This window comes from Micromonospora sp. NPDC047756 (assembly GCF_055587245.1).
In genome coordinates, this window is sequence record NZ_JBVJGQ010000004.1 from 447,331 (window position 1) to 473,411 (window position 26,081).

At 71.6% G+C, this 26,081-nt stretch carries 26 protein-coding genes; 13 read left to right on the forward strand and 13 right to left on the reverse strand.

From position 1 onward, the window contains the following. Positions 1–12: 12 nt before the first annotated feature. Together ACZ6NZ_RS15275 and ACZ6NZ_RS15280 are read left to right on the forward strand one after the other, a co-directional pair. Positions 13–393 (forward strand): SCP2 sterol-binding domain-containing protein, encoded by a 381-nt coding sequence (locus tag ACZ6NZ_RS15275; RefSeq protein WP_366610775.1) that lies wholly within the window; start codon positions 13–15, stop codon positions 391–393. Further along, positions 390–2,444, forward strand: coding sequence for an amylo-alpha-1,6-glucosidase (locus tag ACZ6NZ_RS15280; protein ID WP_465858669.1), 2,055 nt, complete (start codon positions 390–392; stop codon positions 2,442–2,444). The genes ACZ6NZ_RS15275 and ACZ6NZ_RS15280 overlap by 4 nt, the downstream gene beginning before the upstream one ends. A gap of 10 nt (positions 2,445–2,454) precedes the next feature. On the opposite strand, the gene ACZ6NZ_RS15285 is transcribed toward ACZ6NZ_RS15280, so the two are convergent. The 7 genes from ACZ6NZ_RS15285 to ACZ6NZ_RS15315 all read right to left on the reverse strand — a co-directional run bounded on the left by ACZ6NZ_RS15285 (position 2,455) and on the right by ACZ6NZ_RS15315 (position 7,555). Then, a complete protein-coding gene (locus ACZ6NZ_RS15285; RefSeq protein ID WP_465858670.1) occupies positions 2,455–3,318 on the reverse strand; it encodes a hypothetical protein in 864 nt (287 codons plus the stop codon). A 70-nt stretch (positions 3,319–3,388) separates the two neighbouring features. Further along, complete coding sequence (locus tag ACZ6NZ_RS15290) at positions 3,389–3,847, reverse strand: winged helix-turn-helix domain-containing protein (RefSeq protein ID WP_465858877.1); 459 nt, start codon at positions 3,845–3,847, stop codon at positions 3,389–3,391. A gap of 195 nt (positions 3,848–4,042) precedes the next feature. Further along, the gene (locus ACZ6NZ_RS15295; protein ID WP_366610777.1) at positions 4,043–4,363 is read right to left on the reverse strand and encodes a DUF1416 domain-containing protein; all 321 of its coding nucleotides are present in this window, start codon (positions 4,361–4,363) and stop codon (positions 4,043–4,045) included. Between the two features lie 2 nt (positions 4,364–4,365). Beyond that, entirely contained in the window at positions 4,366–5,214 is an 849-nt protein-coding gene (locus ACZ6NZ_RS15300; protein WP_366610779.1) for a sulfurtransferase, read from the reverse strand. Positions 5,215–5,420: 206 nt separating this feature from the next. Next, positions 5,421–5,498 carry an Ms5788A family Cys-rich leader peptide gene (locus tag ACZ6NZ_RS15305; protein ID WP_310503780.1) on the reverse strand — a complete coding sequence of 26 codons (78 nt, stop codon included), beginning with the start codon at positions 5,496–5,498 and terminating at the stop codon, positions 5,421–5,423. A 105-nt stretch (positions 5,499–5,603) separates the two neighbouring features. After that, positions 5,604–6,392 (reverse strand): LmeA family phospholipid-binding protein, encoded by a 789-nt coding sequence (locus tag ACZ6NZ_RS15310; protein ID WP_465858671.1) that lies wholly within the window; start codon positions 6,390–6,392, stop codon positions 5,604–5,606. 104 nt (positions 6,393–6,496) lie between these two features. Next, positions 6,497–7,555 carry a hypothetical protein gene (locus ACZ6NZ_RS15315; RefSeq protein WP_366610781.1) on the reverse strand — a complete coding sequence of 353 codons (1,059 nt, stop codon included), beginning with the start codon at positions 7,553–7,555 and terminating at the stop codon, positions 6,497–6,499. Between the two features lie 242 nt (positions 7,556–7,797). Between ACZ6NZ_RS15315 and ACZ6NZ_RS15320 the strand changes: the two genes are divergently transcribed. The 7 genes from ACZ6NZ_RS15320 (at position 7,798) to pstB (ending at position 14,942) form a co-directional block, all read left to right on the forward strand. Continuing rightward, complete coding sequence (locus ACZ6NZ_RS15320) at positions 7,798–8,517, forward strand: winged helix-turn-helix transcriptional regulator (protein ID WP_181518701.1); 720 nt, start codon at positions 7,798–7,800, stop codon at positions 8,515–8,517. Positions 8,518–8,671: 154 nt separating this feature from the next. Beyond that, on the forward strand, positions 8,672–9,550 hold the full coding sequence (locus ACZ6NZ_RS15325) for a polysaccharide deacetylase family protein (protein WP_465858672.1): 879 nt from the start codon (positions 8,672–8,674) through the stop codon (positions 9,548–9,550). Between the two features lie 58 nt (positions 9,551–9,608). Further along, positions 9,609–10,535, forward strand: a complete 927-nt coding sequence (mshD, locus tag ACZ6NZ_RS15330; protein ID WP_366610782.1) for a mycothiol synthase — start codon at positions 9,609–9,611, stop codon at positions 10,533–10,535. 291 nt (positions 10,536–10,826) lie between these two features. Next, positions 10,827–11,933 (forward strand): phosphate ABC transporter substrate-binding protein PstS, encoded by a 1,107-nt coding sequence (gene pstS / locus ACZ6NZ_RS15335; RefSeq protein ID WP_465858673.1) that lies wholly within the window; start codon positions 10,827–10,829, stop codon positions 11,931–11,933. Positions 11,934–11,971: 38 nt separating this feature from the next. Further along, positions 11,972–13,063: a phosphate ABC transporter permease subunit PstC gene (pstC, locus tag ACZ6NZ_RS15340; RefSeq protein ID WP_355005819.1), complete on the forward strand. Its 1,092-nt coding sequence runs from the start codon at positions 11,972–11,974 to the stop codon at positions 13,061–13,063. Further along, positions 13,060–14,148, forward strand: a complete 1,089-nt coding sequence (gene pstA / locus ACZ6NZ_RS15345) for a phosphate ABC transporter permease PstA (protein ID WP_366610784.1) — start codon at positions 13,060–13,062, stop codon at positions 14,146–14,148. Before pstC ends, pstA begins: the two co-directional genes overlap by 4 nt. A gap of 17 nt (positions 14,149–14,165) precedes the next feature. Next, positions 14,166–14,942: a phosphate ABC transporter ATP-binding protein PstB gene (gene pstB / locus ACZ6NZ_RS15350; RefSeq protein ID WP_112584183.1), complete on the forward strand. Its 777-nt coding sequence runs from the start codon at positions 14,166–14,168 to the stop codon at positions 14,940–14,942. A 202-nt stretch (positions 14,943–15,144) separates the two neighbouring features. Here the strand turns inward: pstB and ACZ6NZ_RS15355 are convergent, their stop codons facing one another. Next, a complete protein-coding gene (locus ACZ6NZ_RS15355; RefSeq protein ID WP_465858674.1) occupies positions 15,145–15,978 on the reverse strand; it encodes an NUDIX hydrolase in 834 nt (277 codons plus the stop codon). Between the two features lie 284 nt (positions 15,979–16,262). Here ACZ6NZ_RS15355 and ACZ6NZ_RS15360 point away from each other — a divergent pair, with 284 nt between their 5' ends. Further along, the gene (locus ACZ6NZ_RS15360) at positions 16,263–17,231 is read left to right on the forward strand and encodes a Gfo/Idh/MocA family protein (protein WP_465858675.1); all 969 of its coding nucleotides are present in this window, start codon (positions 16,263–16,265) and stop codon (positions 17,229–17,231) included. Positions 17,232–17,295: 64 nt separating this feature from the next. Here the strand turns inward: ACZ6NZ_RS15360 and ACZ6NZ_RS15365 are convergent, their stop codons facing one another. The 3 genes from ACZ6NZ_RS15365 to ACZ6NZ_RS15375 all read right to left on the reverse strand — a co-directional run bounded on the left by ACZ6NZ_RS15365 (position 17,296) and on the right by ACZ6NZ_RS15375 (position 20,004). Continuing rightward, entirely contained in the window at positions 17,296–18,303 is a 1,008-nt protein-coding gene (locus ACZ6NZ_RS15365) for an inorganic phosphate transporter (protein ID WP_366610788.1), read from the reverse strand. Between the two features lie 4 nt (positions 18,304–18,307). Further along, positions 18,308–18,934: a DUF47 domain-containing protein gene (locus ACZ6NZ_RS15370; RefSeq protein WP_053655020.1), complete on the reverse strand. Its 627-nt coding sequence runs from the start codon at positions 18,932–18,934 to the stop codon at positions 18,308–18,310. Positions 18,935–19,062: 128 nt separating this feature from the next. After that, positions 19,063–20,004: a PPK2 family polyphosphate kinase gene (locus ACZ6NZ_RS15375; RefSeq protein ID WP_465858676.1), complete on the reverse strand. Its 942-nt coding sequence runs from the start codon at positions 20,002–20,004 to the stop codon at positions 19,063–19,065. A 190-nt stretch (positions 20,005–20,194) separates the two neighbouring features. Between ACZ6NZ_RS15375 and sigJ the strand changes: the two genes are divergently transcribed. Beyond that, on the forward strand, positions 20,195–21,160 hold the full coding sequence (sigJ, locus tag ACZ6NZ_RS15380) for an RNA polymerase sigma factor SigJ (RefSeq protein WP_465858677.1): 966 nt from the start codon (positions 20,195–20,197) through the stop codon (positions 21,158–21,160). Between the two features lie 24 nt (positions 21,161–21,184). On the opposite strand, the gene ACZ6NZ_RS15385 is transcribed toward sigJ, so the two are convergent. After that, positions 21,185–21,691: a DUF402 domain-containing protein gene (locus ACZ6NZ_RS15385; RefSeq protein WP_366610793.1), complete on the reverse strand. Its 507-nt coding sequence runs from the start codon at positions 21,689–21,691 to the stop codon at positions 21,185–21,187. A 103-nt stretch (positions 21,692–21,794) separates the two neighbouring features. On the opposite strand from ACZ6NZ_RS15385, the gene ACZ6NZ_RS15390 reads away from it, so the two are divergent. Continuing rightward, positions 21,795–24,029, forward strand: coding sequence for an ATP-dependent DNA helicase (locus ACZ6NZ_RS15390; protein WP_465858678.1), 2,235 nt, complete (start codon positions 21,795–21,797; stop codon positions 24,027–24,029). Between the two features lie 139 nt (positions 24,030–24,168). Here the strand turns inward: ACZ6NZ_RS15390 and ACZ6NZ_RS15395 are convergent, their stop codons facing one another. Beyond that, the gene (locus ACZ6NZ_RS15395; RefSeq protein ID WP_465858679.1) at positions 24,169–25,479 is read right to left on the reverse strand and encodes an AI-2E family transporter; all 1,311 of its coding nucleotides are present in this window, start codon (positions 25,477–25,479) and stop codon (positions 24,169–24,171) included. A 159-nt stretch (positions 25,480–25,638) separates the two neighbouring features. On the opposite strand from ACZ6NZ_RS15395, the gene ACZ6NZ_RS15400 reads away from it, so the two are divergent. Next, positions 25,639–25,977 (forward strand): GroES family chaperonin, encoded by a 339-nt coding sequence (locus tag ACZ6NZ_RS15400; protein ID WP_366610797.1) that lies wholly within the window; start codon positions 25,639–25,641, stop codon positions 25,975–25,977. Positions 25,978–26,081 lie beyond the last annotated feature (104 nt).

Below are 26,081 nucleotides of genomic sequence, written 5' to 3' on the forward strand. Positions count from 1 at the left end.
TACGATTCGGATGTGACCGAGGCGGCGGAGAGGTTCTTCGAGGCACTACCGTCGCGCTCGGCCGAGGTTCTGGGCGGCCTGGCCGATGGCACCCTCCAGATCGACCTCGGCGACGACCACCGCACCGAACACTGGCTGGTCCGGATGAGGCCAGGGTCGGTGCAGGTCACCCGAGGGCGTGGGCCGGCCGACGCGATCTGGTACAGCAGCGCCGCCCTCTTCGACCGGCTGATCAACGGCGAGGCCCAGGGGGTCGCGGCGGTGCTGCGCAACGAGAGCACGTTCAGCGGGAACGTGGTCCTCTTCCTCGCCTTCCGCCGGTTCTTCCCGAACCCGCCCGGCACCCGCGACCCCCGCGAAACGGCCCGCCGAGCAGCCGGGCGACTTCGGTGAAGGACCTCGTCAGCATCCTCGACGGCAACACCTTCCTGGTCAGCGACCGGCGTGGCGACATCGAACCGTCCTACGACTTCCCCACCGGGCTGTTCTCCTTCGACACCCGCTTCCTGTCCACGTGGGTGCTCACCCTGGACGGCGAACGGCTGCACGCCCTCTCCGTCGACGACGCCGAGTCGTACCGCACCCGGTTCTTCCTCGCCCCCGGCGAACCCACGCACTATCTGGACGCCAAGGCGTCGGTGATCCGCAGCCGGGCGATCGTGGGCAGCTTCGAGGAGGAGCTGACAGTGCTGAACCACCTCGGCGCGGAGGTCGAGTGCACCCTGCGGATCGAGATCGGGGCCGATTTCGCCGACCTGTTCGAGATCAAGAACTCTCGGCAGAAACGGGGACGGACCACAGTCACTGTCGCCGAGAACGAATTGCGGCTGTCCTACCGGCGGGAGGCGTTCCACCGGGAGATGGTGGTCAGCACCACCGCGCCGGCGCAGGTCGACGACACCGGAATGACCTTCCGGATCCGGATAGCCCGCAACGACAGCTGGACCACCAAACTGCACGTGTCCAGCGTCGTCTTCGGTGCCCGGGGCGAGGACATCCGGGCCACCCTCCCGTACGGCGGCAGCCGCAGCGCGGACGCGATCCGGGCCGAACAGCAGGAGCTGATCGACCGGGCGCCGAAGCTCGGCTGCGACTGCGAGCCGTTGGCCGGGGCGTACCGGCGCAGCCTCAACGACCTGGCCGCGCTGCGCTACGAGTCGATCGCCCTGGGCGTACGGCTGATCGCCGCGGGACTCCCCTGGTTCATGACCCTGTTCGGCCGGGACAGCATCATCACCTCGTTGCAGGTGCTGCCGTTCCTGCCGGAACTGGTCCCGCCGACCATCCTGATGCTGGCCGGACTACAGGGGCAACGGGTGGACGACTTCCGGGACGAGGAACCCGGCAAGATCCTGCACGAGCTGCGGTACGGGGAGACCGCCGGCTTCGAGGAGCAGCCACACTCGCCGTACTACGGGTCGGCCGACTCGACGCCCCTGTTCATCATCCTGGTCGACGAGTACGAGCGGTGGACCGGCGACGCGGCACTCGTCCGCAAGCTGGAACCGCAGATCCGCGCCGCGTTGCAGTGGATCGACACCTACGGTGACCTACTCGGCACCGGTTACCTCTGGTACCAGACCCGCAACCCGGAGACCGGCCTGCAGAACCAGTGCTGGAAGGACTCCTGGGACGCCATCTCGTACGCCGACGGTCACCTGCCCGGCTTTCCCCGGGCCACCTGCGAGTTGCAGGGCTACGCCTACGACGCGAAGCTCCGGGCCGCCCGGCTGGCTCGGGACCTCTGGAACGACCCGGAGTTCGCCGACGAGTTGGAGCGGCAGGCCGCCGACCTGAAACGGCGGTTCGACCGCGACTTCTGGATCGCCGACCGCGAGCACTACGCGCTCGCGCTGGACGCCGACGGCCGGCAGGTGGACGCGCTGACCTCGAACATCGGGCACCTGCTGTGGAGCGGCATCGTGGACGAGTCCCGCGCCGGCAAGGTGGTCGAGCACCTGCTCGGGCCACGACTGTTCTCCGGCTGGGGGGTGCGGACGCTCGCCTCGGACGAGGGGCGGTACAACCCGATCGGCTACCACGTGGGCACCGTCTGGCCGTTCGACAACTCGATCATCGCCTGGGGGTTGTGGCGGTACGGCTTCCGGGAGGAGGCCGGGTTGCTCTGCGAGACGATGCTGGCCGCGTCCCGGTACTTCGAGGGTCGGCTGCCGGAGGCGTTCGCCGGCTACGCCCGCGACCTCACCGACTATCCGGTGGAGTACCCCACCGCGTGCAGCCCGCAGGCCTGGTCGACCGGCACTCCGCTGCTGCTGCTGCGGGTGATGCTGGGGTTGGAGCCGCAGGGCGAGCACCTGATCATCGACCCGGCCGTGCCACCGGGCATGGGTCGGGTGGAGCTGTTGGACATCCCCGGCCGGTGGGGCATGGTCGACGCGTTGGGCCGCAGCCGTGGCCCCGACGATCAGCCGGACGGCCGCTGACCCGCCCGGCTCAGCTCGGGCAGCCGACGGTGGCGGCGAGTCGGGTGGCGTCCGGGCTGATCTCGGCCAGCACCGTGACGGCACCGCTGCGATACGCGTACACCGAGGGTTGGTCCAGCAGTGGGGCGTTGCCGGCCAGCGGGGCGAGAGCGACGGTCGAGGCCGTCGGGCCGGGACCGTTCACGGACCAGGCGGTACGGGCGAGACCGCCACCCGGGCAGGGCGCGGTGGCCAGCTCCGGCGCGGCGTCGCCCGGCCGGTCGAGGGCGTTCAGCGCGGCGCTCAGCGCGACGGCCTCCGGGCCGGCAGCGGTGGCCGGAGCCGACGGGTAACCGGCGCCGACCGGCCGGCAACCGGTGTCGACGACCAGTCGCACCCGGCCGTCGACGGTGGGCCGACCCTCGACGGCCACGAACTCTCCGGCGTCGGCGCGCAGCTCGGGGCCGTCCAGCCCGGGCCCGACCCCGGCCCGCCAACTCGCCGGCAGCCGCTCGACGATGCCGGCCAGCACGGCCCGCTCGTCACCGGCGGCAGCCAGCACCCCGACCTCGCGCCGCAACCTCGCCCCGTAGGCGAACGGGGTGACCCGGCAGCCGGACGCGACCCGGGCCGGGCTCAGTTCCAGCAGCCCGGCCGCACCGGCCGCGCGAGCCAGCTCGCCGACCGCCCGGTCGACCACCGGGCCGGCCTGGTCGAGGGAGCGCTGCTCGCGGACGGTCGGCGGGTCGTCACGCACCGATATCCAGGTGAGCCCGGCCAGCAGCATCGCCCAGGCCACTGTCACGGCCAGCAGCCAACGCCGCCGCGACCCGGCCGGTGTCGGCGCGGCGGGACCGGCCGAAGAGGCCCAACCCGTCTGGACAGCACCGCTCACCCGGCCATGGTGTCACGCGCCCGCCGCCCGGCCGGCAGCGGAGGCGGTCGGCCCGACGCAGGCCGGCGGGTCAGTGGTCGTTTCGCCGGGGCGACGGGTCGAGCCGGTAGCCGACGCCGCGCACGGTGTGCACCTGCGGGCCGCCCGGCAGGCCCCGCAGCCTGCGACGCAGCCGCCTGACGGTGGATTGCAGCGCTGCGGTGTCGGCGCCACCCAGCGCCGAGGCGCAGAGCCGTTCGTAGCTCCACACCACCAGCGGTGGGCCGATGAGCAGGGTGAGCAGCTCCCGTTCGCTGGGGGTCAGCGGGAGCACCTCGCCGCGCCAGGTGACCCGATGTCCGGCCCGGTCGACGACCAGCTCGCCCCACTTCACCAGGCTCCGCGCCTCGGTGAGTGGAAGGACCGTGGGACTGACCGGGGCCGGACCCGCCGGCGACGACAGCAGCTCGCGTAGCTCGGCCAGATCGGAACAGCTGAGCACCGGGGCACGCCCGTCGAGTTGGCTCAGCACCCGCTCCCGCAGCGACACGTCGGTGCCCACGCAGAGGACGATGGGGACCGCTTCGTCGGACCCGCCGCTTTCATCCCTGAAACTCACCAGTAGATACTGACGCACGCCGATGGATTTCGGCACCCGTCCCGGCGTGCCGGCACACCGCCGACACACGGCCGGGGCCGGCCACCCCCGGGAGGGTGACCGGCCCCGGTCGATCAGAGCAGTGGGTCAGGCGACGGTGACGGCAACCTCGTTGACGCCTCGGCCGGCAGTGACAGCGGTGTCGCCGTTGCCGTGCCGGGACAACGCCCGCAGCGTCCAGGAACCCGGTGCGGCGAAGAACCGGAACTGCCCGGCGGACGAGGTGACCACCTCGGCGGTGAACTCACCGGTCGAATCGAGCAGCCGGACGTACGCGCCGGGCACCGGCTCGGCCTCGGCGGAACGGACGATGCCGGTGATCACGGTTTCCTTCTCCAGGTCCAGGCTGGCCGGCAGCGGCGCGGCCTGGTCCGGTGCGGCGCAACCCGCGGCGATGGGAAGACTCATGGTCACGCCTCCCCGGGTTCGTCGCCGAGCGCGACCGGCACGCCGACCAGCGAGCCGTACTCGGTCCAGGAGCCGTCGTAGTTCTTGACGTTGCGGTGACCCAGCAGCTCCTGGAGCACGAACCAGGTGTGCGACGAGCGCTCACCGATCCGGCAGTACGCGATGGTCTCCCTGCCGTCGTCGAGCCCCGCGTCGCCGTAGATCCTGCGCAGCTCGTCGTCGGACCGGAAGGTGCCGTCCTCGTTGGCCGCCTTGGACCACGGCACGCTGATCGCGGTGGGGATGTGGCCGCCCCGCTGCGCCTGCTCCTGCGGCAGGTGGGCGGGGGCGAGCAGGCGACCGGCGAACTCGTCGGGGCTGCGCACGTCAACCAGGTTCTTGGTGCCGATCGCCGCGACGACCTCGTCGCGGAACGCCCGGATGGAGGTGTCCGGCTCCTGCGCGACGTACTGCGTCGCCGGGCGGGACACCGCGTCGGTGACGAGCGGACGGGCGTCCAGCTCCCACTTCTTGCGGCCGCCGTCGAGCAGCTTCACGTCCCGGTGGCCGTAGAGCTTGAAGTACCAGTAGGCGTACGCGGCGAACCAGTTGTTGTTGCCGCCGTACAGGACGACGACGTCGTCGTTGCTGATGCCCCGCTCGGAGAGCAGCGCCTCGAACTGCGACTTGTTGACGAAGTCCCGGCGGACCTGGTCCTGGAGGTCCGTCTTCCAGTCAATCTTGATGGCGCCGGCGATGTGGCCGGTCTCGTAGGCCGAGGTGTCCTCGTCGACCTCGACGAAGACGACGCCCGGGGCGTCGAGGTTCTTCTCGGCCCACTCGGCCGAAACGAGTGCGGTGTCGCGACTCATCGAATCACTCCCTGGTGAGGATGGATGGTGAGCCAACGCGCGGAGATCGATGGATGCAACTGTCGCACCACGCGCGGGACCCAGCGGAAGGACGGGATCACGGGTTCGTGCGACGGCGCCGCTGCCGGGCGTTCGGTGGGATGACCGGAGGGTGTGAGAACCCTGTGCCGGTGGCCGCCGTCAGGCGGCCGGAGACAGCCCCGCCGTCAGATGACGGGGCGACACAGGCAGGTGGCCACGCGGCACAGGTCGACCGCGCGCCGTTTGGTGAGGTGGGTCCCCATGGCCAGGGAGCCTACCAGCCAGTGACCGTGCTGCCACTGGGCCGACCACCATCCGGGAATCGCCGGGATCGCCGGGGATTCCGGCGTCCCACCGCGCCTCCGGTGTCAGCCGGCGGAGTTGATCGGCACGTTCTTGGCGTCGGCGGTGACCGCCAGCCCTTCCGGCAGTGGACGGACCTCGCGGACCGCGAGCTGGAACGGCAACTCCGGCAGGGGCACGTCGATGGAGATGCTCTTGGCGTAGTTGCTCAGGAAGGCCCGAGCCAGCGGCAGGTTCGGCAGACCCGCGGCGTCCAGGTCGTTGAACCGCAGGGCGACAGCGCCGTTGTCGGCGACGGTGACGTCGGCAGTGCCGCTGATGGTGAGCTTCTGACCGAGGATGTCGGCCGGGGCCGTGACGGTGAGCTTGCCGTTCTGCTCGCCGAGGGTGAGACCCGGGCGCTTCAGCAGCGCGGCCAGACTCTCGTAGCTGATCGTGCCGGCACCGTTGACGGTGTCCGCCACGACGTCACCCTGGCCGGTGCGCAGGGTGTCCAGCGAGGCCCGGACGTTGCGGGCGGTCACGTCGAGCACCGGCAGCCGGACGGCGTCGCCCTCGACCGAGGCCTGCACGTCCCGCAGGTTGATGGTGATCCGCTGGTAACGGCCATCCAGCACCTGGGTGAGGAACGGAGTTCCGCCCACCTCCACCTCAGGTGCGGCGGACTGCGCGCCCTGCTTGGCGATCTCCTGGCTGACGCGGTCGCCGATCATCCGCTCGGCGACCCCGACCGCGACCCGGTCGGCGACCACCAGCAACCCCGCCAGCAGCAGGAGCAGCACGAACAGCCCGATGAGCAGCTTGCGGCCACGCCGTCGGGGTCGCGCCTGATTCACCGGATAGTCCTGCGCCACGCCGCCTCCTGTCTCCGCCCGTCGCGCCGCGACGGGTCGTCCATACCGACGCCGCAGGGCGGCGCACCCGTAGGTACCCGACCGGCCCAGCGCTCAACCGCGACTCAGAGGAAGAGCATGCACATGGCGTACGCGGCGGGCGCCGCCAGGGCGAAGCCGCCGAGCGGGCCCTGCATGTGCCGGGCCACCCACATCGTGGGCGGTTCGCCGGCCATCAACCGGCCCGCCTCCGCGTACCCCACGGCGAGGTCGGAGAGGACGGCGGTGACCGCCGCGACCAGGCCGATCACGGCGGCCCGGGTCGGCGTGAACGGAGCCACCAGGTAGCTGCCGAGGAGTGCGCTGGTCAGCGTGCCGACCATCGCGCCGGCCACCACGCCGGCGGCGCCCCGGGGCACCTGCGGGGCCAGCCGGGGCCAGGGCAGTACGGCGTCGGTGAGCCGGGCGACGGTGAGCGCGACACCGCTCGCGGTCAGGCAGACGGTGATCGCCTGGGTGCCGGCCGGGATCCGGCTGAGCACGATCAGGGTGCCGAAGGCCACCACCCCGACCACGATGAGCAGTGTGGAGCCGAGGGAGTCGGTGACCCGGACCCGGTCGACGCGACGAACCAGCTGGCCGAGCACCGCGGCGAGGAACCCGCCGGCGGCCAGGTAGCCCAGCGGCGCCAGGCCGGCGACGTCGGTCCGCACCGCCGCGATGTCGACCAACGCCGCGACGGCGGCGCTGATCCCGGCGACCACCAGCAGCGCGGGCGGACGCATCGCCATGGTCCAGGCGAGCACGAACAGCAGTTGGACGCCGAAGATGATGAAGGCGAACGGCAGCCGGTGACCGGGACCCGAGGTCTGCGCGCCGAGCACCAGGCCGACACCGAGCAGAGCGGCGAAGCCGGCGATGGTCAGCGCCAGTTGACGGTGCACCGCGACCGGGGGGATGACCTCTTCCTCCGGCTCGTCGATCTCGTCTTCGGATCGGCGGGCCGGCTCGCCGGAGCGGCGGGCACGGCGCGGCTTACCCCGTTCGCGGCGGTCGCCATCGGTGGTGGCCGGACCGGTACGCGGCGCGGGCGGTTGGCCGCGCGTCGCTGCGGCGGCCGGACCCGGTTGGGGCCCGGCGGGCCATGATTCGCGGCCGGCCTCGGGCGAGGTGGAGGGAAACACGACCCGATCGTGCCAGATCGACGGCCCGACACGGTGGTCACGGGTTTCGGCCACGTTAAAAAGCGGGCCACGATCAGGGGCAAGCTAGACAAACAGGAAATGGCCTGACGGTGCGGCCGGAGCGATCAGTTAGGCTCAACGCGTTACCCGCCCGTCAGCGACGCCGGGACCACGCAATTTCTCAGAGCACTCCCTCGCCGAGTGCGTCTGGTCGCGTGCGGCCTCGCGCCGCCGGGACGGAGGTGATCGTGGAGATCCTGTTGCTGGTGACCGCGCGCGCAGGTGAACCGTCGGCTGTGCTGCCGGCGCTCGACCTGCTGCCGCACTCGGTCCGTACCGCGCCGCGCGACGTCCGCACCCTGGTCGCGGGCCCCAGCCCGGACGCGGTGATGGTGGACGCCCGATCGGAGTTGAGCGAAGCCCGCGCGACCTGCCGGATGTTGCACGCCACCGGGCTCGGCGTGCCGCTTGTCGCGGTGGTGACCGAGGCCGGCCTGATCGCGCTCAACGCCGACTGGGGCGTCGACGACGTCATCCTCGCCTCGGCGGGTCCGGCCGAGGTCGAGGCACGGCTGCGGCTGGCGGTGGGCCGGCTCAGCAACGCGACCGCCGGCGCGGGTGGTTCGATCCGGGCCGGCGAGTTGACCATCGACCCGGACACCTACGCGGCCAAGCTCAAGGGCCGTCCGCTCGACCTCACCTACAAGGAGTTCGAGCTGCTCAAGTTCCTGGCCCAGCACCCGGGCCGGGTGTTCACCCGGGACCAGCTCCTGCGCGAGGTCTGGGGCTACGACTACTTCGGCGGCACCCGCACGGTGGACGTGCACGTCCGGCGACTGCGCGCCAAGCTCGGCTCGGAGTACGAGTCGATGATCGGCACGGTCCGCCAGGTCGGCTACAAGTTCGTCGTGCCCCCGTCGCGGTCGCTTCCCGAGGCGGAGCACGCGCCCCTGCCGGTCTGATCCGGAGCCAACTCCGGGCGATTTCCCATATGCCCTTTTTGCGCAGCTTGGCAGCTCTATTCTGACTGCCGGGTTTGTCGGAGAAAGGGGCGACGGTGCGCGCACTGAACACGGGGGCGACGGGCCGGCGTGACCGGCAGACCAGGCGGAAGTCGTGACGCGGGTCAGCGCCACCGCCCGGGCCGCGGGAATCGTGACGCTGGTGGTGGCCGGGCTGCTCGGCTCCGCGTACATGCTGGGCCGCAGCCTCGTCCCCGACCAGACGCCTCGACAGTCCACCGGTGTCACCACGAGCGCCGACGGACCGCACTACGCCGACCAACCCAGCGTCGGCGAGCCCGGCGGAGCCCCGCGCGCCAGCGCGAGCCCGGTCGAGACTGGCCCGGCCGAGACCGGCCAGGACGGGTCCGGACGGGTGGCCGGAGACGACAACCTGTTCGGCGCGCAGGCCACCACCGGCACTCCGCGGCTCGCGCTGACCTTCGACGACGGGCCGGACCCGCGCTACACGCCGCAGGTCCTCGCCCTCCTGCGCGAATACGACGTGCGCGCCACGTTCTGCGTCGTCGGCGAGAACGCGCAGAACCACCCTGACCTGATCCAGTCGATCGTGGACGACGGGCACACCCTGTGCAACCACTCCTGGCACCACGACGTCGGCCTGGGCACCCGGTCGGCCGACGCGATCCGCTCCGACCTCCTGCGCACCAACGCGGCGATCCGCGCGGCGGTGCCGGACGCGCCGATCGTCTGGTACCGCCAGCCGGGCGGAGCCTGGACGTACCCGGTGGTGTCGGTGGCGCGTCAGCTCGGCATGACCCCGCTGCACTGGTCGGTGGACCCGTCGGACTGGGAGCTGCCCGGCGCCACCAAGATCACCGCGACGGTGCTCAGCCAGGCCGCGCCGGGCTCGGTGGTGCTGCTGCACGACGCCGGTGGGGACCGGCAGGGCACGATGGAGGCGCTGCGCCGGATCCTGCCCGACCTGACCGCCCGGTTCGAGCTGGAGGCACTTCCCACCGACCCGACGTGAGCCGCGGCTTTACGGCGACGCTCCGGGCGTCACGACACGCAACGGATACGGTGGCGGAATGAGCAGCGCGGAGCCGACCAGCGACCAGGTGACCCGGAGCGACCAACTGGCGCCGGCGGAGATCGCCGACGTACTCACCCTCGCCGGCGCCGCAGGTGACACGGACGGAGCCGACCCGCTCGACGAACACGTCCTGCTGCGGTTGCGCGATCCCGACGCCCCCGCCGTGCATCTGATCGCCCGCGCCGACGACGGCACCCTCACCGGGTACGCGCACCTGGACACCACCGACCCGGTCGGCGGGATCGGGGTGGAACTGGTCGTGCACCCCGCGTACCGGCGGCGGGGCACCGGGCGCGCGCTCGCCCGGGGCGTACTCGCCTCGGCCACCGGGCCGCTGCGGGCGTGGGCGCACGGCGACCACCCCTCGGCCGCCGCGCTCGCCGTCGACCTCGGCTTCGCCCGCGCCCGGGTGCTCTGGCAGCTGCGCCGGCCGTTGGCGGCCCCGTTGGGTGAGCCGCGCCTGCCCGACGGGGTGGCGCTGCGCGCGTTCCGGCCCGGGGCCGACGACGCGGCCTGGTTGGCGCTCAACGCACGGGCCTTCGCCGAGCACCCCGAACAGGGCCGGTGGACGTCGGACGACCTGCGGGTCCGCCTCGCCGAGCCGTGGTTCGATCCGGCCGGCTTCCTGCTCGCCGAAGAGACCGCGACCGGCCGGCTGCTCGGTTTCCACTGGACCAAGGTGCACGAGCGGCCGGGGTCGGCCCGGATCGGTGAGGTGTACGTCCTGGGGGTGGAGCCGACCGCGCACGGTGGCGGGCTGGGCCGGGCCCTGACCACCGCCGGGTTGGCACACCTGCGGGACAAGCGGGGCCTCGACCGGGTGATGCTCTTCGTGGACGACTCGAACACCGGGGCCGTCGCGCTCTACGAGCGGCTGGGCTTCGCACGCTGGTCCGCGCACATCAACTACCACCTGGGCTGACCGTCCACCCGCGCTGCGACAGCGTCACCGATGGGTAACGGGCGAGCATCGGCGGGATAACGCCGAACCGGAAATATACCCATACTTCCGACAGGTGTACCCGGGTTCACTTAACGGACAACTCACCCTCAGCAAGCGGTCACCTCGGGGGCCGTACGTGTTCACCTTGCGTTCACTTGCGACCGGCGAACCGGCTACCTGGCACTTCTAACTTTCGTGTCAGCCGGTCAGTGCCGGTCCTCGGGCCCCGGGATCGGGGCGCCAAGTCAGACGCGAAGGGAAACCCCTCAGGTGAAGCTCCAGCGGTACGGCACTATTGCCTGCCTCGCTCTTGCCGCGACGCTCGGCCTCAGTGCATGCGGCTCGGACAACAACGAGCCCGGCTCCGGCGCGAGCGCCTCGGGCTCGGCCGCCGCGGTCGACTGCGCTACCGGCACGCTGAACGCCCAGGGCTCGTCGGCGCAGAAGAACGCCATGGCCGAGTGGATCAAGGCGTACCAGCAGAAGTGCCAGGGCACCACGATCAACTACGAGGCTTCCGGCTCGGGCGCCGGCATCCAGGCGTTCATCGCCGGGACCGCCGACTTCGCCGGTTCCGACTCCGCGCTCAAGCCGGAGGAGCAGCCGCAGGCGGACGCCAAGTGCGTCGGTGGCAAGGCCATCCACCTGCCGATGGTGATCGGCCCGGTGGCCGTCGCCTACAACGTCAGCGGCGTGGACAACCTCCAGCTCAAGCCGGCCACCCTGGCGAAGATCTTCGCCGGCAAGGTCACCAAGTGGGACGACGCCACGATCAAGGCCGACAACCCGGAGGCCAAGCTCCCGGCGACCACGATCCAGACCGTCCACCGTTCGGACGAGTCGGGCACCACCGACAACTTCACCAAGTACCTCTCGAAGACCGCTGAGAGCGACTGGACCCTGGGCAACGCCAAGGCGTGGAAGGCCCCGGGCGGCACCGGCGCCAAGGGCTCGGACGGCGTGGCCAGCCGGGTCAAGGGCGCCGACGGCTCCATCGGCTACATGGAGTGGTCGTTCGCCGAGAACGCCGGTCTGAAGATGTCGAAGATCGGTAACGGCAACGGCGAGTTCGCCGCGCTGACCGCCGAGGCGGCCGGCAAGACCATCGCCGGTGCTGCCGTCGAAGGCCAGGGCGACGACCTCAAGCTGAAGATCGACTACAACACCAAGGAGGCCGGGGCGTACCCGATCGTCCTGGCCACGTACGAGATCGTCTGCAGCAAGGGCCTCGCGGCCGACAAGCTGAAGCTGGTCAAGGGCCTGCTGGGCCACGCCGCCAGCGCCGAGGGCCAGGCCTCTCTCACCGAGCTGGGCTACGCCCCGCTGCCGGAGACGGTCCGCACCAAGGTCGAGACCGCGGTCAAGAACCTCTCCTGACCCGATTCCACACCTCCGCAACCGAATCGAGCGAGCAGATGGGTGAAACCCCTCACCGCTCGGCCGACGCCGGCACCGGTGGGACGCGCGTGACCCAGAGTCACGAGTGGCCCGCCGGTGCCTCGGCGCGTGTGGCCGAGGCACCAGTCAGCACCCGTTCCCCGGGCGGCACCGGGCTGGGCGGCGGCGGCGCGCTGCCGCGCAGCCGTAAGTTTGGCGCCGAGCGGGCCTTCCGCGGCCTCACCCTGGCCGCCGGCACCGCCGTTCTGGTCATCATCGCCGCCATCGCGATCTTCCTGGTCGCCAAGGCGGTGCCGGCCCTACGCGCCAACACCGAGAACTTCTGGTCCTACGAGGGCTGGTCCCCCAACGACACCGAGCCGAAGTTCGGCATCGGTGCGCTCGCCTTCGGCACCGTGCTCAGCTCGGCGCTCGCACTGCTCATCGCGGTTCCGGTGGCGCTCGGCATCGCCCTCTACCTCTCGCACTACGCGCCACGCCGGTTGGGCACCGCGCTCGGCTTCCTGGTCGACCTGCTGGCCGCCGTACCCAGCGTGGTCTTCGGCCTCTGGGGTCGGGACGTCTTCAGCAGCCCCGTCCGGGACTTCTCGGTCTGGCTGAACCAGCACTTCGGCTGGATCCCGCTCTTCGGTGGCGACGGCCCCTTCGGGGCGTCCGTCATGCTCGGCGCCCTGGTGCTCGCGATCATGGTGCTGCCGATCATCACCTCGCTCTCCCGCGAGGTGTTCCTCCAGACGCCGACGGCGAACGAGGAGGCCGCCCTCGCCCTGGGCGCCACCCGCTGGGAGATGCTCCGCACCGCGGTGCTCCCCTACGGCCGTCCCGGCATCATCGCCGCGATGATGCTCGGCCTCGGCCGTGCGCTCGGCGAGACCATCGCCCTGGCGCTGACCCTCGGCATCACCTTCGGCATCTCGTTCAACCTGATCCAGAACGGCGGCAACACCATCGCCGCCAACATCGCCAACGCGTTCGGCGAGGCGAACGAGACCGGCCGGGGCGCGCTCATCGCCTCCGGTCTGGTGCTGTTCACCATCACGCTGATCGTCAACATCACGGCGCGGGCGATCATCTACCGCCGCCGGGAGTTCACGGAGTCGGCCGCATGACCACAACCGCCACCTCCCACCGCACCCGGCCGCCGGCCCAGCCCGACTCGCTGCGGGCAAAGCGACTGCCCTGGTACGCCGCACCGGCCATCGCCGTGGCGGCCCTGGCGCTCTCCGCCGTGGTCGTCTACGGCACCAGCATCGGCGGCCCGATCCTCGTGGTCGTCCTCGGCGCGATCCTCTACCTGGTCGGGCTCTTCGCCGCCGCCAACGCGGTCGAGGGGCGCCGATCGGCCCGCAACCGCACCTGGAGCGCGCTGATCCACTCTGCCTTCGTGCTGGCGGTGCTGCCGCTCGTGTCGGTGGTCTGGACGCTGGTCAGCAAGGGCGCCGACCGACTGGACGTCAACTTCTTCCAGACCTCGATGAACAACATCGGGGCCCGGGACGCCAACGGCGGCGCGTACCACGCCATCGTCGGCACGCTGGAGCAGGTCGGCATCGCCACCCTGATCACCGTCCCGCTCGGCGTTCTCTGCGCGATCTACATCGTCGAGTACGGGCGGGGCAAGTTCGCCTTCGCGATCCGGTTCTTCGTGGACGTGATGACCGGCATCCCGTCGATCGTCTCCGGCCTCTTCGTGCTGGCGTTCTGGGTGCTGATCGTGTCGCCGTGGTTCAACGACGGTCGGCCCAGCTTCTCCGGCTTCGCCGCCGCGCTCGCGCTGAGCGTGCTCATGCTGCCCACCATCGTCCGCTCCACCGAGGAGATGCTCCGCCTCGTGCCAGCGCCACTGCGCGAGGGGGCGTACGCGCTCGGCGTACCCAAGTGGAAGACCATCCTGCGGGTGGTCCTGCCGACGGCGCTGCCCGGCATCGTCACCGGCGTCATGCTCGCCATCGCCCGCGCGGCCGGCGAGACCGCTCCGGTGCTGCTGGTCGCCGGCGGTGGCGCCGCGATCAACACCAACCCCTTCGAGAACAACCAGTCGTCGCTGTCCCTCTTCGTCTACCAGCAGGCCGGCGACGCGTCGAAGTACGCACCGGCACGGGCGTGGACCGCGGCACTCACCCTGGTCGCCCTCGTGCTCATCCTGACGATCGCGGCGAAGCTGCTGGCCCGTCGCAACAGGCTCAGCCGATGAACCCCGGAGGTACCACAATGGCCAAGCGCGTCTCCGCCTCGAACGTCACCGCGTACTACGGCGGCTTCAAGGCGATCGAGAACATCAACCTGACGGTCGAGCCGAAGACGGTCACCGCTCTCATCGGGCCGTCCGGTTGCGGCAAGTCGACGTTCCTGCGGTCGATCAACCGGATGCACGAGGTGCTGCCGGGTGCCCGGGTCGAGGGCAGCCTGACCATCGACGACCAGGACATCTACGACCGGGACGTGGACGTCACGGCGGTCCGGCGCACCATCGGCATGGTCTTCCAGCGGCCGAACCCGTTCCCCACCATGAGCATCTTCGAGAACGTGGTGGCCGGGCTGAAGCTCAACGGGGTCCGCAAGAAGTCGATCCTGGAGGACGCGGCCGAGAAGGCCCTGCGCGCCGCGAACCTGTGGGGCGAGGTCAAGGACCGGCTGGGCAAGCCCGGCGCGGGCCTCTCCGGCGGTCAGCAGCAGCGGCTCTGCATCGCCCGGACCATCGCGGTCGAGCCGCAGGTCGTCCTGATGGACGAGCCGTGCTCCGCCCTGGACCCGATCTCCACGCTGGCGATCGAGGACCTGATGTTCCAGCTCAAGGACAAGTTCACGATCATCATCGTGACGCACAACATGCAGCAGGCAGCGCGGGTCTCGGACCGGACCGCCTTCTTCTCGATCGAGAAGACCGGCGACCCGGGCCGGCTGATCGAGTACGACAACACCCAGAAGATCTTCAGCAACCCGAGCGTGAAGAAGACCGAGGACTACATCACCGGCCGCTTCGGCTGAATCGAACACGTCCGGTCACCGGCGCCCCGCCCTCCCGGCGTGGGCGCCGGTGCCATGTTCGCCCCCGGCTTTGCCTGCGGCGACCTGTCCGCCTGCCCCCACGCCAAGATCGTGCTGGAACAGGGAAGTAGTGGCCTCCTCCGCGCGACCAGACCACTACTTCATGGATCGAGCACGATCTTGGGTCGGTCGGCCTTCGGGGTCAGCCCAGGACGAAGCGGGGTTCACCGTCCGGGGGCAGGTCCAGGCGCGGGATGACCGGAGTGACGGCGTCCCGATCGGCCGCCACCCGCGCCACCCCGGCCAGGTCACCGGCAGCCGCCACCTGGGCCAACGTGACGAGGGTCGGCGGCAGCATGGTCAGTTCGCCGGCCCGCGCGCGGGCCAGCGCATCCGCCGGGCGGATCCACAGGGTGTGGTCGGCCTCGCCGGAGACGTCGCGGGTCCGCTGGCCCGCCGGCAACAGGGCGACGAAGAAGTACGTGTCGAAGCGGCGCGGCTCGAACTCGGGAGTGATCCACCGGCTCCAGGGCAGCAGCAGGTCCGACCGAAGGGTGAGCTGACGGTCGGCGAGCAGCGCCGCGAAGCCCAGCCGGCGTCCCTCCAGATCCTGTCGGGCCGCCTCCCAGTCGTCGCCGCTGACGTCGCCCACCACGGTCTCCCGGTTCGAGCCCGCCAGCAGCACGCCGGCCTCCTCGAAGACCTCCCGCGCTGCCGCGCAGACCACCGCCTGCGCGGCGTGCGGGGCCACTCCGAGACGGTCCGCCCACTCGCCCGGCGTCGGGCCGGCCCAGTCCAGGTGCGCCTCCGAGTCGGAGCGGTCCACCCCGCCGCCGGGGAAGGCGTACATCCCGCCGAAGGTCATCGCCGCGACCCGGCGGATGACGTACACCTCGAAGTCGGCGTCGGTCGGACGCAGCAGCAACACGGTGGCCGCGACCCGCGGCGTCACCGGGGTGCCGCCCTCGGCCTGGAACCGGCGGGCGTGCTCGACCAGGGCGGCCGGGGCGGCGAAGCCGTCACTGTCGATCGTCATGCCCGCGAGCCTAGTTCCCGCCTGCGGGACCGCCGGCCGCGCGCCCGGCCCATGAAGCGGTCGGCGCGGTCGGCGCGGTCGGCGCGGTCGGCGCGGTCGGCGCGGTCGGCGCGGTCGGCGCGGTCGGCGCGGTCGGCGATTCGAGCGTGATGACTCTGAGACATCAAGATGTCTCAGAGTCATCACGCTCATCAGGACGTCAGGCCCGAGGGGCCGGGCCCGCGATGTGGTTGCGTCGCAGGCCGGGCAGCGGGCGGTTCACCTGGCTGGGCTAGCGTGCCGGCATGACTCGTTGGGGCATCCTGGCCACCGGCCACATCGCCAGCCGTTTCGCCGAAGACCTCCGGCTGGTGCCGGACGCCGAGTTGGTAGCGGTCGGTTCCCGTGCCGTGGAGAGCGCACAGCGCTTCGCCGACACGTACGGCGCGAAGCGCGCCCACGGCTCCTGGGTGGAGCTGGCCGCCGACCCGGAGGTGGACGCGATCTACGTGGCGACCCCGCACTCCGCGCACTACGAGGCGGCGATGACCTGCCTCACCGCCGGGCGGGCGGTGCTGTTGGAGAAGCCGTTCACCCTCGACCTGGCCACCAGCACCGAGTTGGTGCAGACCGCCCGCGCCGCCGGGGTCTTCCTGATGGAGGCCATGTGGATGCGGCTGAATCCGATGATCCTGCGGGTCGTCGAGCTGATCGCGGACGGGGCGATCGGCACGGTGACCGGCGTCCGGGCCGACTTCGGGGTGGCCGGGCCGTTCCCCCCGGAGCACCGGATGCGCAACGCGGCGCTGGGCGGCGGCGCCCTGCTCGACCTGGGGATCTACCCGATCAGCCTGGCCCACCTGCTACTCGGGGTGCCGCAGCACATCAGGTCCTGGGCGCAGCTCGGCCCGGAGGGGACCGACGAGAACACCGGCATGCTGTTCGGCTACGACACCGGAGCCCTGGCGACCCTGAGCTGCGGCATGGTCGGGTTGAGCGGACAGACCGCCTCGATCACCGGCACCACGGGGCGAATCGATCTGCCGGAGCCGTTCTTCCGGCCGGGTTCGGTGACCCTGCACCGGGCCGGCGCGGAGCCGGAGACGATCGTCGCCGACGGGGCCGGCAACGGCTACCAGCACGAGGCGATCGAGGTGCAGCGCTGCCTGGCTGCCGGCCTGACCGAGAGCCCTGCGGTGCCGCACGCCACGACCCTCGAGGTGATGACCCTGCTGGACACGGTCCGCGAGCAGATCGGCGTGCGCTACGTCTGAACAGCGGAACAGCGCAAGGGCCCCCGGCCACGGCTGAACCGTGACCGGGGGCCCTGTCGTCGACTCAGCCGAAGAGCGGCCGGACCAGCAGGTACGTGACGCAGGCGATCAGCGCGGCGGCCGGGAACGTGATGATCCAGGCGAGCACGATGTTGCCGGCCACGTTCCAGCGAACCGCGGAGAGTCGCTTGGTCGCGCCCACACCCATGATCGCCGAAGTGATCGTGTGGGTGGTGGAGATCGGGGCCTTCAGGACCAGGGCGTTGAAGTAGAGCACCGCGCTGGCGACGGTCTCGGCGGCGAAGCCCTCCGGCGGACCCAGGTCGATGATCTTGCGACCGAGGGTACGGATGATCCGCCAGCCGCCGGCGTAGGTGCCGAGGGCGAGCATCGTCGCCGAGGTCCAGAACACCCAGCCCGGGATGTGCGTCTTGCTCTCCTGGAAACCGCCGGTGTAGAGCGCCAGCACCACGATGCCCATGGTCTTGGCGGCGTCCTGCATGCCGTGGCCGACCGACATGGCGGCCGCCGAGGCGGTCTGCGCCCAACGGAAGCCCCGGTTGAGCTTGCCCGGTTGCCCCTTCCGGAACAGCCACAGGATGGCCAGCATCAGCAGGTAACCGAGGGTGAGGCCGACGATCGGCGACAGCACCATCGGCAGCAGCACCTTCTCGCCGATGTTGACCCACTGCACGATGCCGCCGGTGGAGAGCAGAGTGGCGCCGACCAGGCCACCGAAGAGCGCGTGCGAGGACGACGAGGGCAGACCGAAGTACCAGGTGATCAGGTTCCAGGCGATCGCTCCGAGCACCCCGGCGAAGACCACGCCGAGGCTGCTCACCCCGGTGGGGAGGGTGACCAGACCGTCGCCGACGGTCTTGGCGACGCCAGCACCGAAGTGGGCGCCGATGAAGTTGCCGACCGCGGCGAGCGCCAGGGCGATCCGGGGTGTCAGCGCCCGGGTGGAGACGCTTGTGGCGATCGCGTTGGCGGCGTCGTGGAAGCCGTTGGTGTAGTCGAACGCCAGGGCCACCGCGATCACCGCCAGCACGGCGATGAGTTCAGGGGACACCGGCTCAGGACTCCTTGACGGCGATGGTCTCGACGGTGTTGGCCACGTGCTCGAAGGCGTCGCAGGCAGCCTCCAACTCGTCGGCGACCTCCTTCATCTTCAGCACCGTCAACGCGTCGTACTCACCCGAGAAGAGGCGGACGAGCAGCTGCCGGTTGATCCGGTCGCCCTCGTTCTCCAGCCGGTTGCACTCGATCCAGTAGTCCTCGAGATCCTTCATCGACTTCAGCCGGGGCATCGCGTCGGCGGTCAGCTTGGCCTGCTGGTCGAGCACGTTGACCATCTCGTGCAGCTCGCGGGGCAGCGCCGGAAGCTCGGTCAACCCGTACAGGTAGAGCAGGTCGCCCACCGCTTCCAGGTGGTCCATCACGTCGTCCAGCAGCGAGCCGAGCCGGTAGATGTCCTCCCGGTCGAACGGGGTGATGAAGGTCGAGTTGATCTTCTTGTAGAGGTCGTGGGTGATCTGGTCGCTGTCGTGCTCGACCTCGGTCAGCCGCTCACTGACGGACTGCACGTCCACGCCGGGCAGGGCCAGCTCGTTGAGCAGCGCGGTGCCCCGGACCAGGTTCTGCGCGGCCCTGGTGAAGAGCTCGTAGAAGGCGCCCTCGGTGGGGCGGAAGGAAAACTTCACAGCACAGACCTCGTCGCGTCGGTGGAAGGGTGGCGGTGCCCAACGGGTGCCCGCTCGGTGAATGCTAGGAAACGGCGGATCCGGGAATTCGCCGGCCCACCCCTGGCCAGGCGTCATTCACCGCTCGTTCACCTGCCGTTCATCTCGGCCGTCCCACCCGTACCCGCTCTCCCAGCCAGAAGCCGTTTCCGCTCCCGTGCAACGTCGAAATCGGCAGCCGGATACCCGAGGTCGAGCGTGTCGAACGTCTCACGCAGCAGGTGCGCGACCGCCCAGTCCCGGTACCACTTGCGGTCCGCCGGCACCACGAACCAGGGCGCGGCGTCCGTGCCGCACCGGCTCAGGGCCTCGGCGTACGCGGCCTGGTAGTCGTCCCAGTGCCCTCGCGAGTCGATGTCGGAGGGGTTGTACTTCCAGTGCTTACGCGGGTCGGTGAGCCGGTCCATCAGGCGCTTGCCCTGCTCGGCGTAGGAGATGTGCAGCATCACCTTGATCAGGGTGACGCCGCCCTCGGTCAGCTCCTGCTCGAACGAGTTGATCTCGTCATAGCGGGCACGCCAGGTCGTCTCCGGCACCAGCGAGCCGACCCGGGCGATCAACACGTCCTCGTAGTGCGAACGGTTGAACATCCCCACGTACCCCGGCGGTGGCAGCTCCCGACGGATCCGCCAGAGAAAGTCGTGCCGCAGCTCCTGGCGGGTCGGCGGCCCGAACGAGCGGATGTGCAGGCCCAGCGGGTTCATCGCGCCGGCCACCCGCTTGATCGTGCCGTCCTTGCCGCCGCAGTCCATGGCCTGGAGCACCAGCAGCACCCGACGCGCCGGCCGCTCCGACCCGGTCTTGGCCATGGCGAAGAGCATCTCCTGCTGTCGGCCCAGCTCCTCGCCGACCAGCTCCACCTGCTCCCGCGCCCAGGTCTTACGGTGCTCGCCGCGGCCCACGGGCCCCGGTAGGCCGGGCATGGACCGCGGGTCGATCGCGCCGAGATCCACCGGCGCGGTGACCCGCAGCAGGTCCCGCACGGAACCGCCCTCGGGTGCCACGACCTGCCCTTGCTGGGGTGCGCTCATGCACGGATCATCGCCCACCCAGGGCCGTTCCGCCCGCCGAGGCTCACCTCCGAACCCTGGCCCGCGGGTCGGCACCGACCGACCGGCGCCCACGGCAAGAGCCGGTTCGCGGGGCCTTCTCGGGGCTGCCGGCGCGCCCGCTCGGCGGGAGGATGTAGTCCGGGACGCCGACCGGAAGGGGTGGTGGGTCGTGCGGGAGCTGGCGACGGAGTTCGAGGCCGAGCGGGGCCGGCTGCTCGCGGTGGCCCACCGGATGCTGGGCAGCCGCAGCGAGGCGGAGGACGCCGTGCAGGAGACCTGGCTGCGCTACGCCGGGGCGCTGGCCGACCCGGCGGCCCGCGCCGAGATCCGGGACCTGTCCGCGTGGCTGACCACCACCTGCGCTCGGATCTGCCTCGACGTGCTCCGCTCGGCCCGGGTCCGCCGGGAGGCGTACCCGGGGCAGTGGCTGCCGGAGCCGGTGGTGAGCCCGTTGGGCGACCGGCCACCGGTCGACGGTTACGCGCCCGACCCGGCGGAGCGGGCGGTGCGTACCGACGAGGTCGGCACGGCGCTGCTGGTGGTGCTGGAGCGGCTCGCGCCGGAACAACGGGTGGCCCTCGTTCTGCACGACGTGTTCGCGCTGCCGTTCGCCCGGGTCGCGGGGGTGCTCGGCACCACCGAGGCGGCGGCCCGGCAGCTGGCCTCCCGGGCCCGGCGGGCGGTCACCTCTCCGGACGTACCCCGGCACACCGCCGACCCGGCCGAGCAGCGTCGGGTGCTCCAGGCGTTCGTCGCCGCCACCGAGTCCGGCGAGTTGGATCAGCTGCTTCAGGTGCTCGCGCCGGACGTGGTCTTCGTCGGCGACTCGGGTGGGCACTTCCCGGCCGCCCGCTGGCCGATCCTCGGCGCGGACCCCGTGGCCCGCCTCACGCTCGGCCTGTTCGGCCGGACCGGCCGGTACACCGACCGGGTGCTGGCGCGGCCCGTGCTCGTCGACGGCATCCTCGGCCTACAGCTGGAGACCACGCACACCGACGGGCGACCGATCCGCCTGGTCACCGCGTTCGCCGTCGACCAGGGCCGGATCACCGCCATCTACAACCAGCTCAACCCGGAAAAGCTGACCGACCTGCCGCCACTGGACGCCGACGACGCCTGGCCGCCACGCTGGTGAGCCGGCCAGACCGGCCGTGCGGCCTCAGACCACCAGGGCCAACCACTTGCGGTACGCGGTGGCGAACGGCTCGGTGCCGTCGCCGAGCGCCCTCAACAGCCGCTGCGCCGCGGCCTCCGCCTCGGCCACCACGTCGTCCGGGTAGCCGAACCGGGCCCGGTGCTCGGCGAACTCGTCCTCGTCGAGCAGCTCCACCAGGCCGGTGGCCCGACGCCTGACGACGTCCAGGTCCAGGTCGATCAGGTGGACCGTGTCGTCGGACTCCCAGCGGGCCGGGGTGGTGATGTCGCAGTAGACCTCGCTGGTGCGGGGCGGAGGATTGAACATGGCCGTCCACCAGGCACGGTGTGGCACCAACAGCACGAAAGGGATCTTCTCCACCGAGGGCCGGCCGTGGTAGACCGACTCGGTGCCCTCGGGCACGCCGAGCCAGACGCCGAGATCGTCCTCGGTGAGCCGCCGGGCCGGGTAGTCGCGGTGGGCGCTGCCGTCGTACTTGCGGTAGATCACTCGGACCATGTCGCTCGGCATGATTCGCACCCTAACCGATACAGCCCAACGCGTCGTAGCGTGGCCGTAACCGGACGGGGTCGGCCCCGACGCCCCGCCCGGTCGGCATCGCGCCACGCGGCGGATGGGCGCGGTCGGTGTCGGCGGCGCCGGGTACCGTCGCACGGTGACTCCGCCCCGCACCGCCACCGGTTCCGCCACCCCGTCGGCCCGTGCGAAGGGCCGGCGGCGGGGTGCCCGACCCAGTGGCACCGAGCTGCTGGCGGCGGCGGTCGGCGCGGTGCCCGGCGGCGCGGAGCGTCCCGGCCAACTGCAGATGACCACGGCGATCGAGGAGTGCGTGGCCGGCGGCGAGCATCTGCTCGTGCAGGCGGGCACCGGCACCGGCAAGTCGCTGGCGTACCTCGCGCCGGCGCTCACTGTGGACGGCCCGGTGGTGGTCTCCACGGCCACCCTGGCGTTGCAGTCCCAGCTCGTCGACCACGACCTGCCCCGGCTCGCCGACGCGGTCGAGCCGGTGCTCGGCCGTCGACCCACCTTCGCCGTGCTCAAGGGCCGCCACCACTACCTCTGCCTCGCCCGACTGGACAACTCCACCGAGGAGGAGCCGGAGGACACTCTCTTCGACGCCCCCGCGACTCGCCCCGGCGGCGGGACGCTCGGCAAGCCTGGCCCGGCCCAGCCGGTGAAGTGGCTCGGTGAGGCGGGCCGGCTGGGCAAGCAGATTGAGCGGCTGCGCGACTGGGCCGAGAAGACCGCCACCGGCGACCGGGACGAGCTGGACCCGGGCGTCGAGGATCAGGCCTGGCGGCTGGTGTCGATGCCGGCCCGCGAGTGCGTCGGCGCGGCCCGTTGCCCGTTCGGGCAGGAGTGCTTCGCCGAGGCGTCGCGGGCCCGCGCCCGGGAGGCCGACATCGTGGTGACCAACCACAGTCTGCTCGCCGTCGACATGCTCGCCGACCGGCACATCGTGCCGCCGCACAAGCTGCTCATCGTCGACGAGGCGCACGAGCTGGCCGATCGGGTCTCCTCCGCCGCCCAGGCGGAGCTGGTGCCCGAGCTGATCGACCGGACCACCCGGCGGGCCCGTACGCTGCTGCGCCCGGAGACCGCCGAGGCGCTCACCGCCGCCGGCGACGCCCTGGCGGTCGGGCTGGCCGAGGCCCCGGCCGGGCGGATCACCGCCGGGCTCCCGACGCCGCTGCGCGAGGCGTGCACGCTGCTCGACGCGGCGACCCGCTCAGCCCTGGACGCGATCGGCGACATCAAGGCCGACGACCCCGACCCGGTCCGCAAGCAGCAGGCCAAGGCCGCCCTGGACGAGCTCTCCACCACCGCGCAGCGGCTGCTGGAGGAGGGCGACCACGACGTGGCCTGGGTGGAGAAGAACGACAGCGGCAACCGCCGGGCGCTGGTGGTCGCGCCGCTGTCGGTGGCCGGCACCCTCGCCACCCACCTCTACGACGAACGCACCGTCGTGGCCACCTCGGCGACCCTGGCGCTGGGCGGCCGGTTCGACACGGTCGCCCGCGCCCTCGGGCTGGACGCGCCACCGCCCGCCCCGCCGACCCCCGCTGCGGCCGCACAGGCCGCCCGCACCGGCCCCGGCCGGCCGGCTGCCGAGGCGCCCGGCCGTCGCCTCGCCGGCGACGTCACCCCGAACGCCGTCGTCCCGGCCACCGAGGGCCCCGGGTGGCGGTCACTCGACGTCGGTTCGCCGTTCGACTACGCCCGGCAGGGCATCCTGTACGTCGCCGCGCACCTCCCCCGCCCCAGCGTCTCCGGGTTGCCCGAGGCTGCCGGGGAGGAACTGCTCGGGCTGGTCGAGGCGCTCGGTGGTCGTACTCTCGGGCTTTTCTCCTCCCGGCGGGCCGCGCAGCAGGCGGCGGAGCTGTTGCGCGCGCGGACCGACCTGCCGGTGCTGCTCCAGGGTGAGGAGGCGCTGCCGCTGCTGGTGCGTCGCTTCCGCGAGGAGCGCGCCAGCTGCCTGTTCGGGGTGATGTCGCTCTGGCAGGGGGTGGACGTGCCGGGCGACGCCTGTCAGCTCGTCGTCATCGACCGGCTGCCCTTCCCCCGCCCGGACGAACCGCTGGCGGCGGCCCGCGCGGCGGCGGTGGACGCGGGCGGCGGCTCCGGCTTCGCGGCGGTCAGCGTGCCGATCGCGGCGGTGCGGCTGGCGCAGGGCGTCGGCCGGCTGATCCGGGCGACCGGCGACAAGGGCGTGGTCGCGGTGCTCGACTCCCGGCTGGAGACGGCCCGAGGCTACGGGCCGTTCCTGCGCCGCTCGCTGCCCCCGTTCTGGTACACGACCCGCCCCGAGGTGGCCCGAGGCGCCCTGGAACGCCTCGCCAAGTCCTGACGCCCACCGCCGGCCCCGTCGCACCGCGCGGCAGGATCGCGCTGCAACATGGAAAGAGTGGCCTCCGCGCTGCGGGAGGCCACTCTTTCCATGTTCGTGCGTGATCAAGCGGGCGCGCGGCGAGCGCCGGCTCCCGACTTCAGGGGGCCTGGGAGGCGACGACCACGGCGTCGGGCGGGGTGTCCGGCACCCTGCGGGCGGCAAGCCGGCGGACCGCGGTGTTCAGCACCGCGATGAGCGGCACGGAGACCAGCGCGCCGGTGATGCCCGCGAGTACGACGCCGGCGGCGATACCGATGATCACCGCGAGCGGGTGCAGGGCGACCGCCCGACCCATGATCAGCGGTTGCAGGATGTGACCCTCCACCTGCTGCACGACGATCACCGCAGCGAGGATGATCAACGCGGTGACCGGGCCGCTGTCGACGAGGGCCACCAACACCGCCACGCCGCCGGAGAGCGCCGCGCCGACGATCGGGATGAACGCGCCGAGGAAGACCAGCGCGGCCAGCGGGAAGGCGAACGGGATGTCGAAGGCGACCAGGAAGATGCCGATGCCGACCGCGTCGATGAAGGCGACGAGCACCGTCGCGCGGACGTAGGCGACAAGCGTCTGCCAGGAGGCGCGGCCGGCGTCGTCGACCTTCCACCGGGCGGCCACCGGCAGCAGCCGGACCAGGAAGCGCCAGATCCGGTTGCCGTCGCGCAGGAAGAAGAACGTCGCGAAGAGCACCAGCAGCGTGCCGGTCAGCACCTCGGCCAGCGTCGCGGCGGTGCTCAGCGCGCCGCTGGTGAACCTCGAGGTGTTGTTGTTGATCCAGGCCTGCGCCTCGTCGATGTAGCGGTCGAGCTGGGTGTCGGAGAGATGCAGCGGGCCCGTCTTCAGCCAGTTCTGGATCTGCCGGACGCCCTCCGAGGACTTCTCACTCAGCTCCGGTACGCCACGGATGAACTCGTTGACCACCAGCGTCAGCGTGCCGATCACCGCGGCCAGGCCGCCGACCAGCACCACCGCCGTCGCCAGCGACCGGGGGAACCGGACCCGCAGCAACCAGCCCACCGCAGGGGCGAGCAGCGCGGAGAGCAGCAGCGCGATGGCCAGCGGAATGATCACGATCTTGACCGTGCCGACGATCCGCAGCAGCGCCCAGGCCACCACGCCGATCACGATCAGTCGCCAACACCACGCGGCGGCGATCCGCAACCCGTGCGGAACGTCAGCGTCGTCCCGACTGGAGGTGGAGCTGTGCAGGTCGACCGGAGGCTCCGCGCCGTAGACGGTGGCGCTCGACGGCGCGGTCGGCCCCGGCACGGCCGGCGACGCCACCCGGGCCGCCCCCGACACGTCGTTCAACGCGTCACTCGAGGTGCCCTCGTCGGCCCGCGCCGACTCCTGTCGTGACTGGTAGGCGCGGCGAAGCCGCCCGCGTACCCGCTCGAAGCGGCTCAAGCGCACCTCCTGGCAGAGAACCCGGCCCGCCGACAGCGACAGGTCGGACAGCATACGTCCGTTCCCAGCACCGTAGGGGGGATCCGCCACACAATGCCCCGACCACCTCCGGCGTAACCACCGGTCGGCCACCGATGGCCACACGGTAGCGTCTGCGACGTGACCGCCGACAACGATCTCGACGCCGGCCTGCCGATCCGCCTGCTGCACGACCGCGTGCTGGTGCGGATGGAGGGCAGCGACGGCGAACGCCGCTCCACCGCCGGCATCGTCATTCCGGCGACCGCCGCTGTCGGCAAGCGCCTCGCCTGGGCCACCGCGGTCGGGGTGGGGCCGAACGTCCGCGCCATCGTCTCCGGCGACCGGGTGCTCTTCGACCCGGACGAGCGCTCCGAGGTCGAGCTGCACGGTCGCGGTTACGTGCTGCTACGGGAGCGGGACGTGCACGCCGTGGCCGCCGAGCGGATCGAGAACGACTCGACCGGCCTCTACCTCTGACAGTCCCTCGACCGGCCTCCACCTCTGACGCACTTTCCTCGGTCTCGATCTCTGACGCCCCTTCCTCGGCCACCAGGCCCCGTCGCGCACCGTTTGCCCAGCCG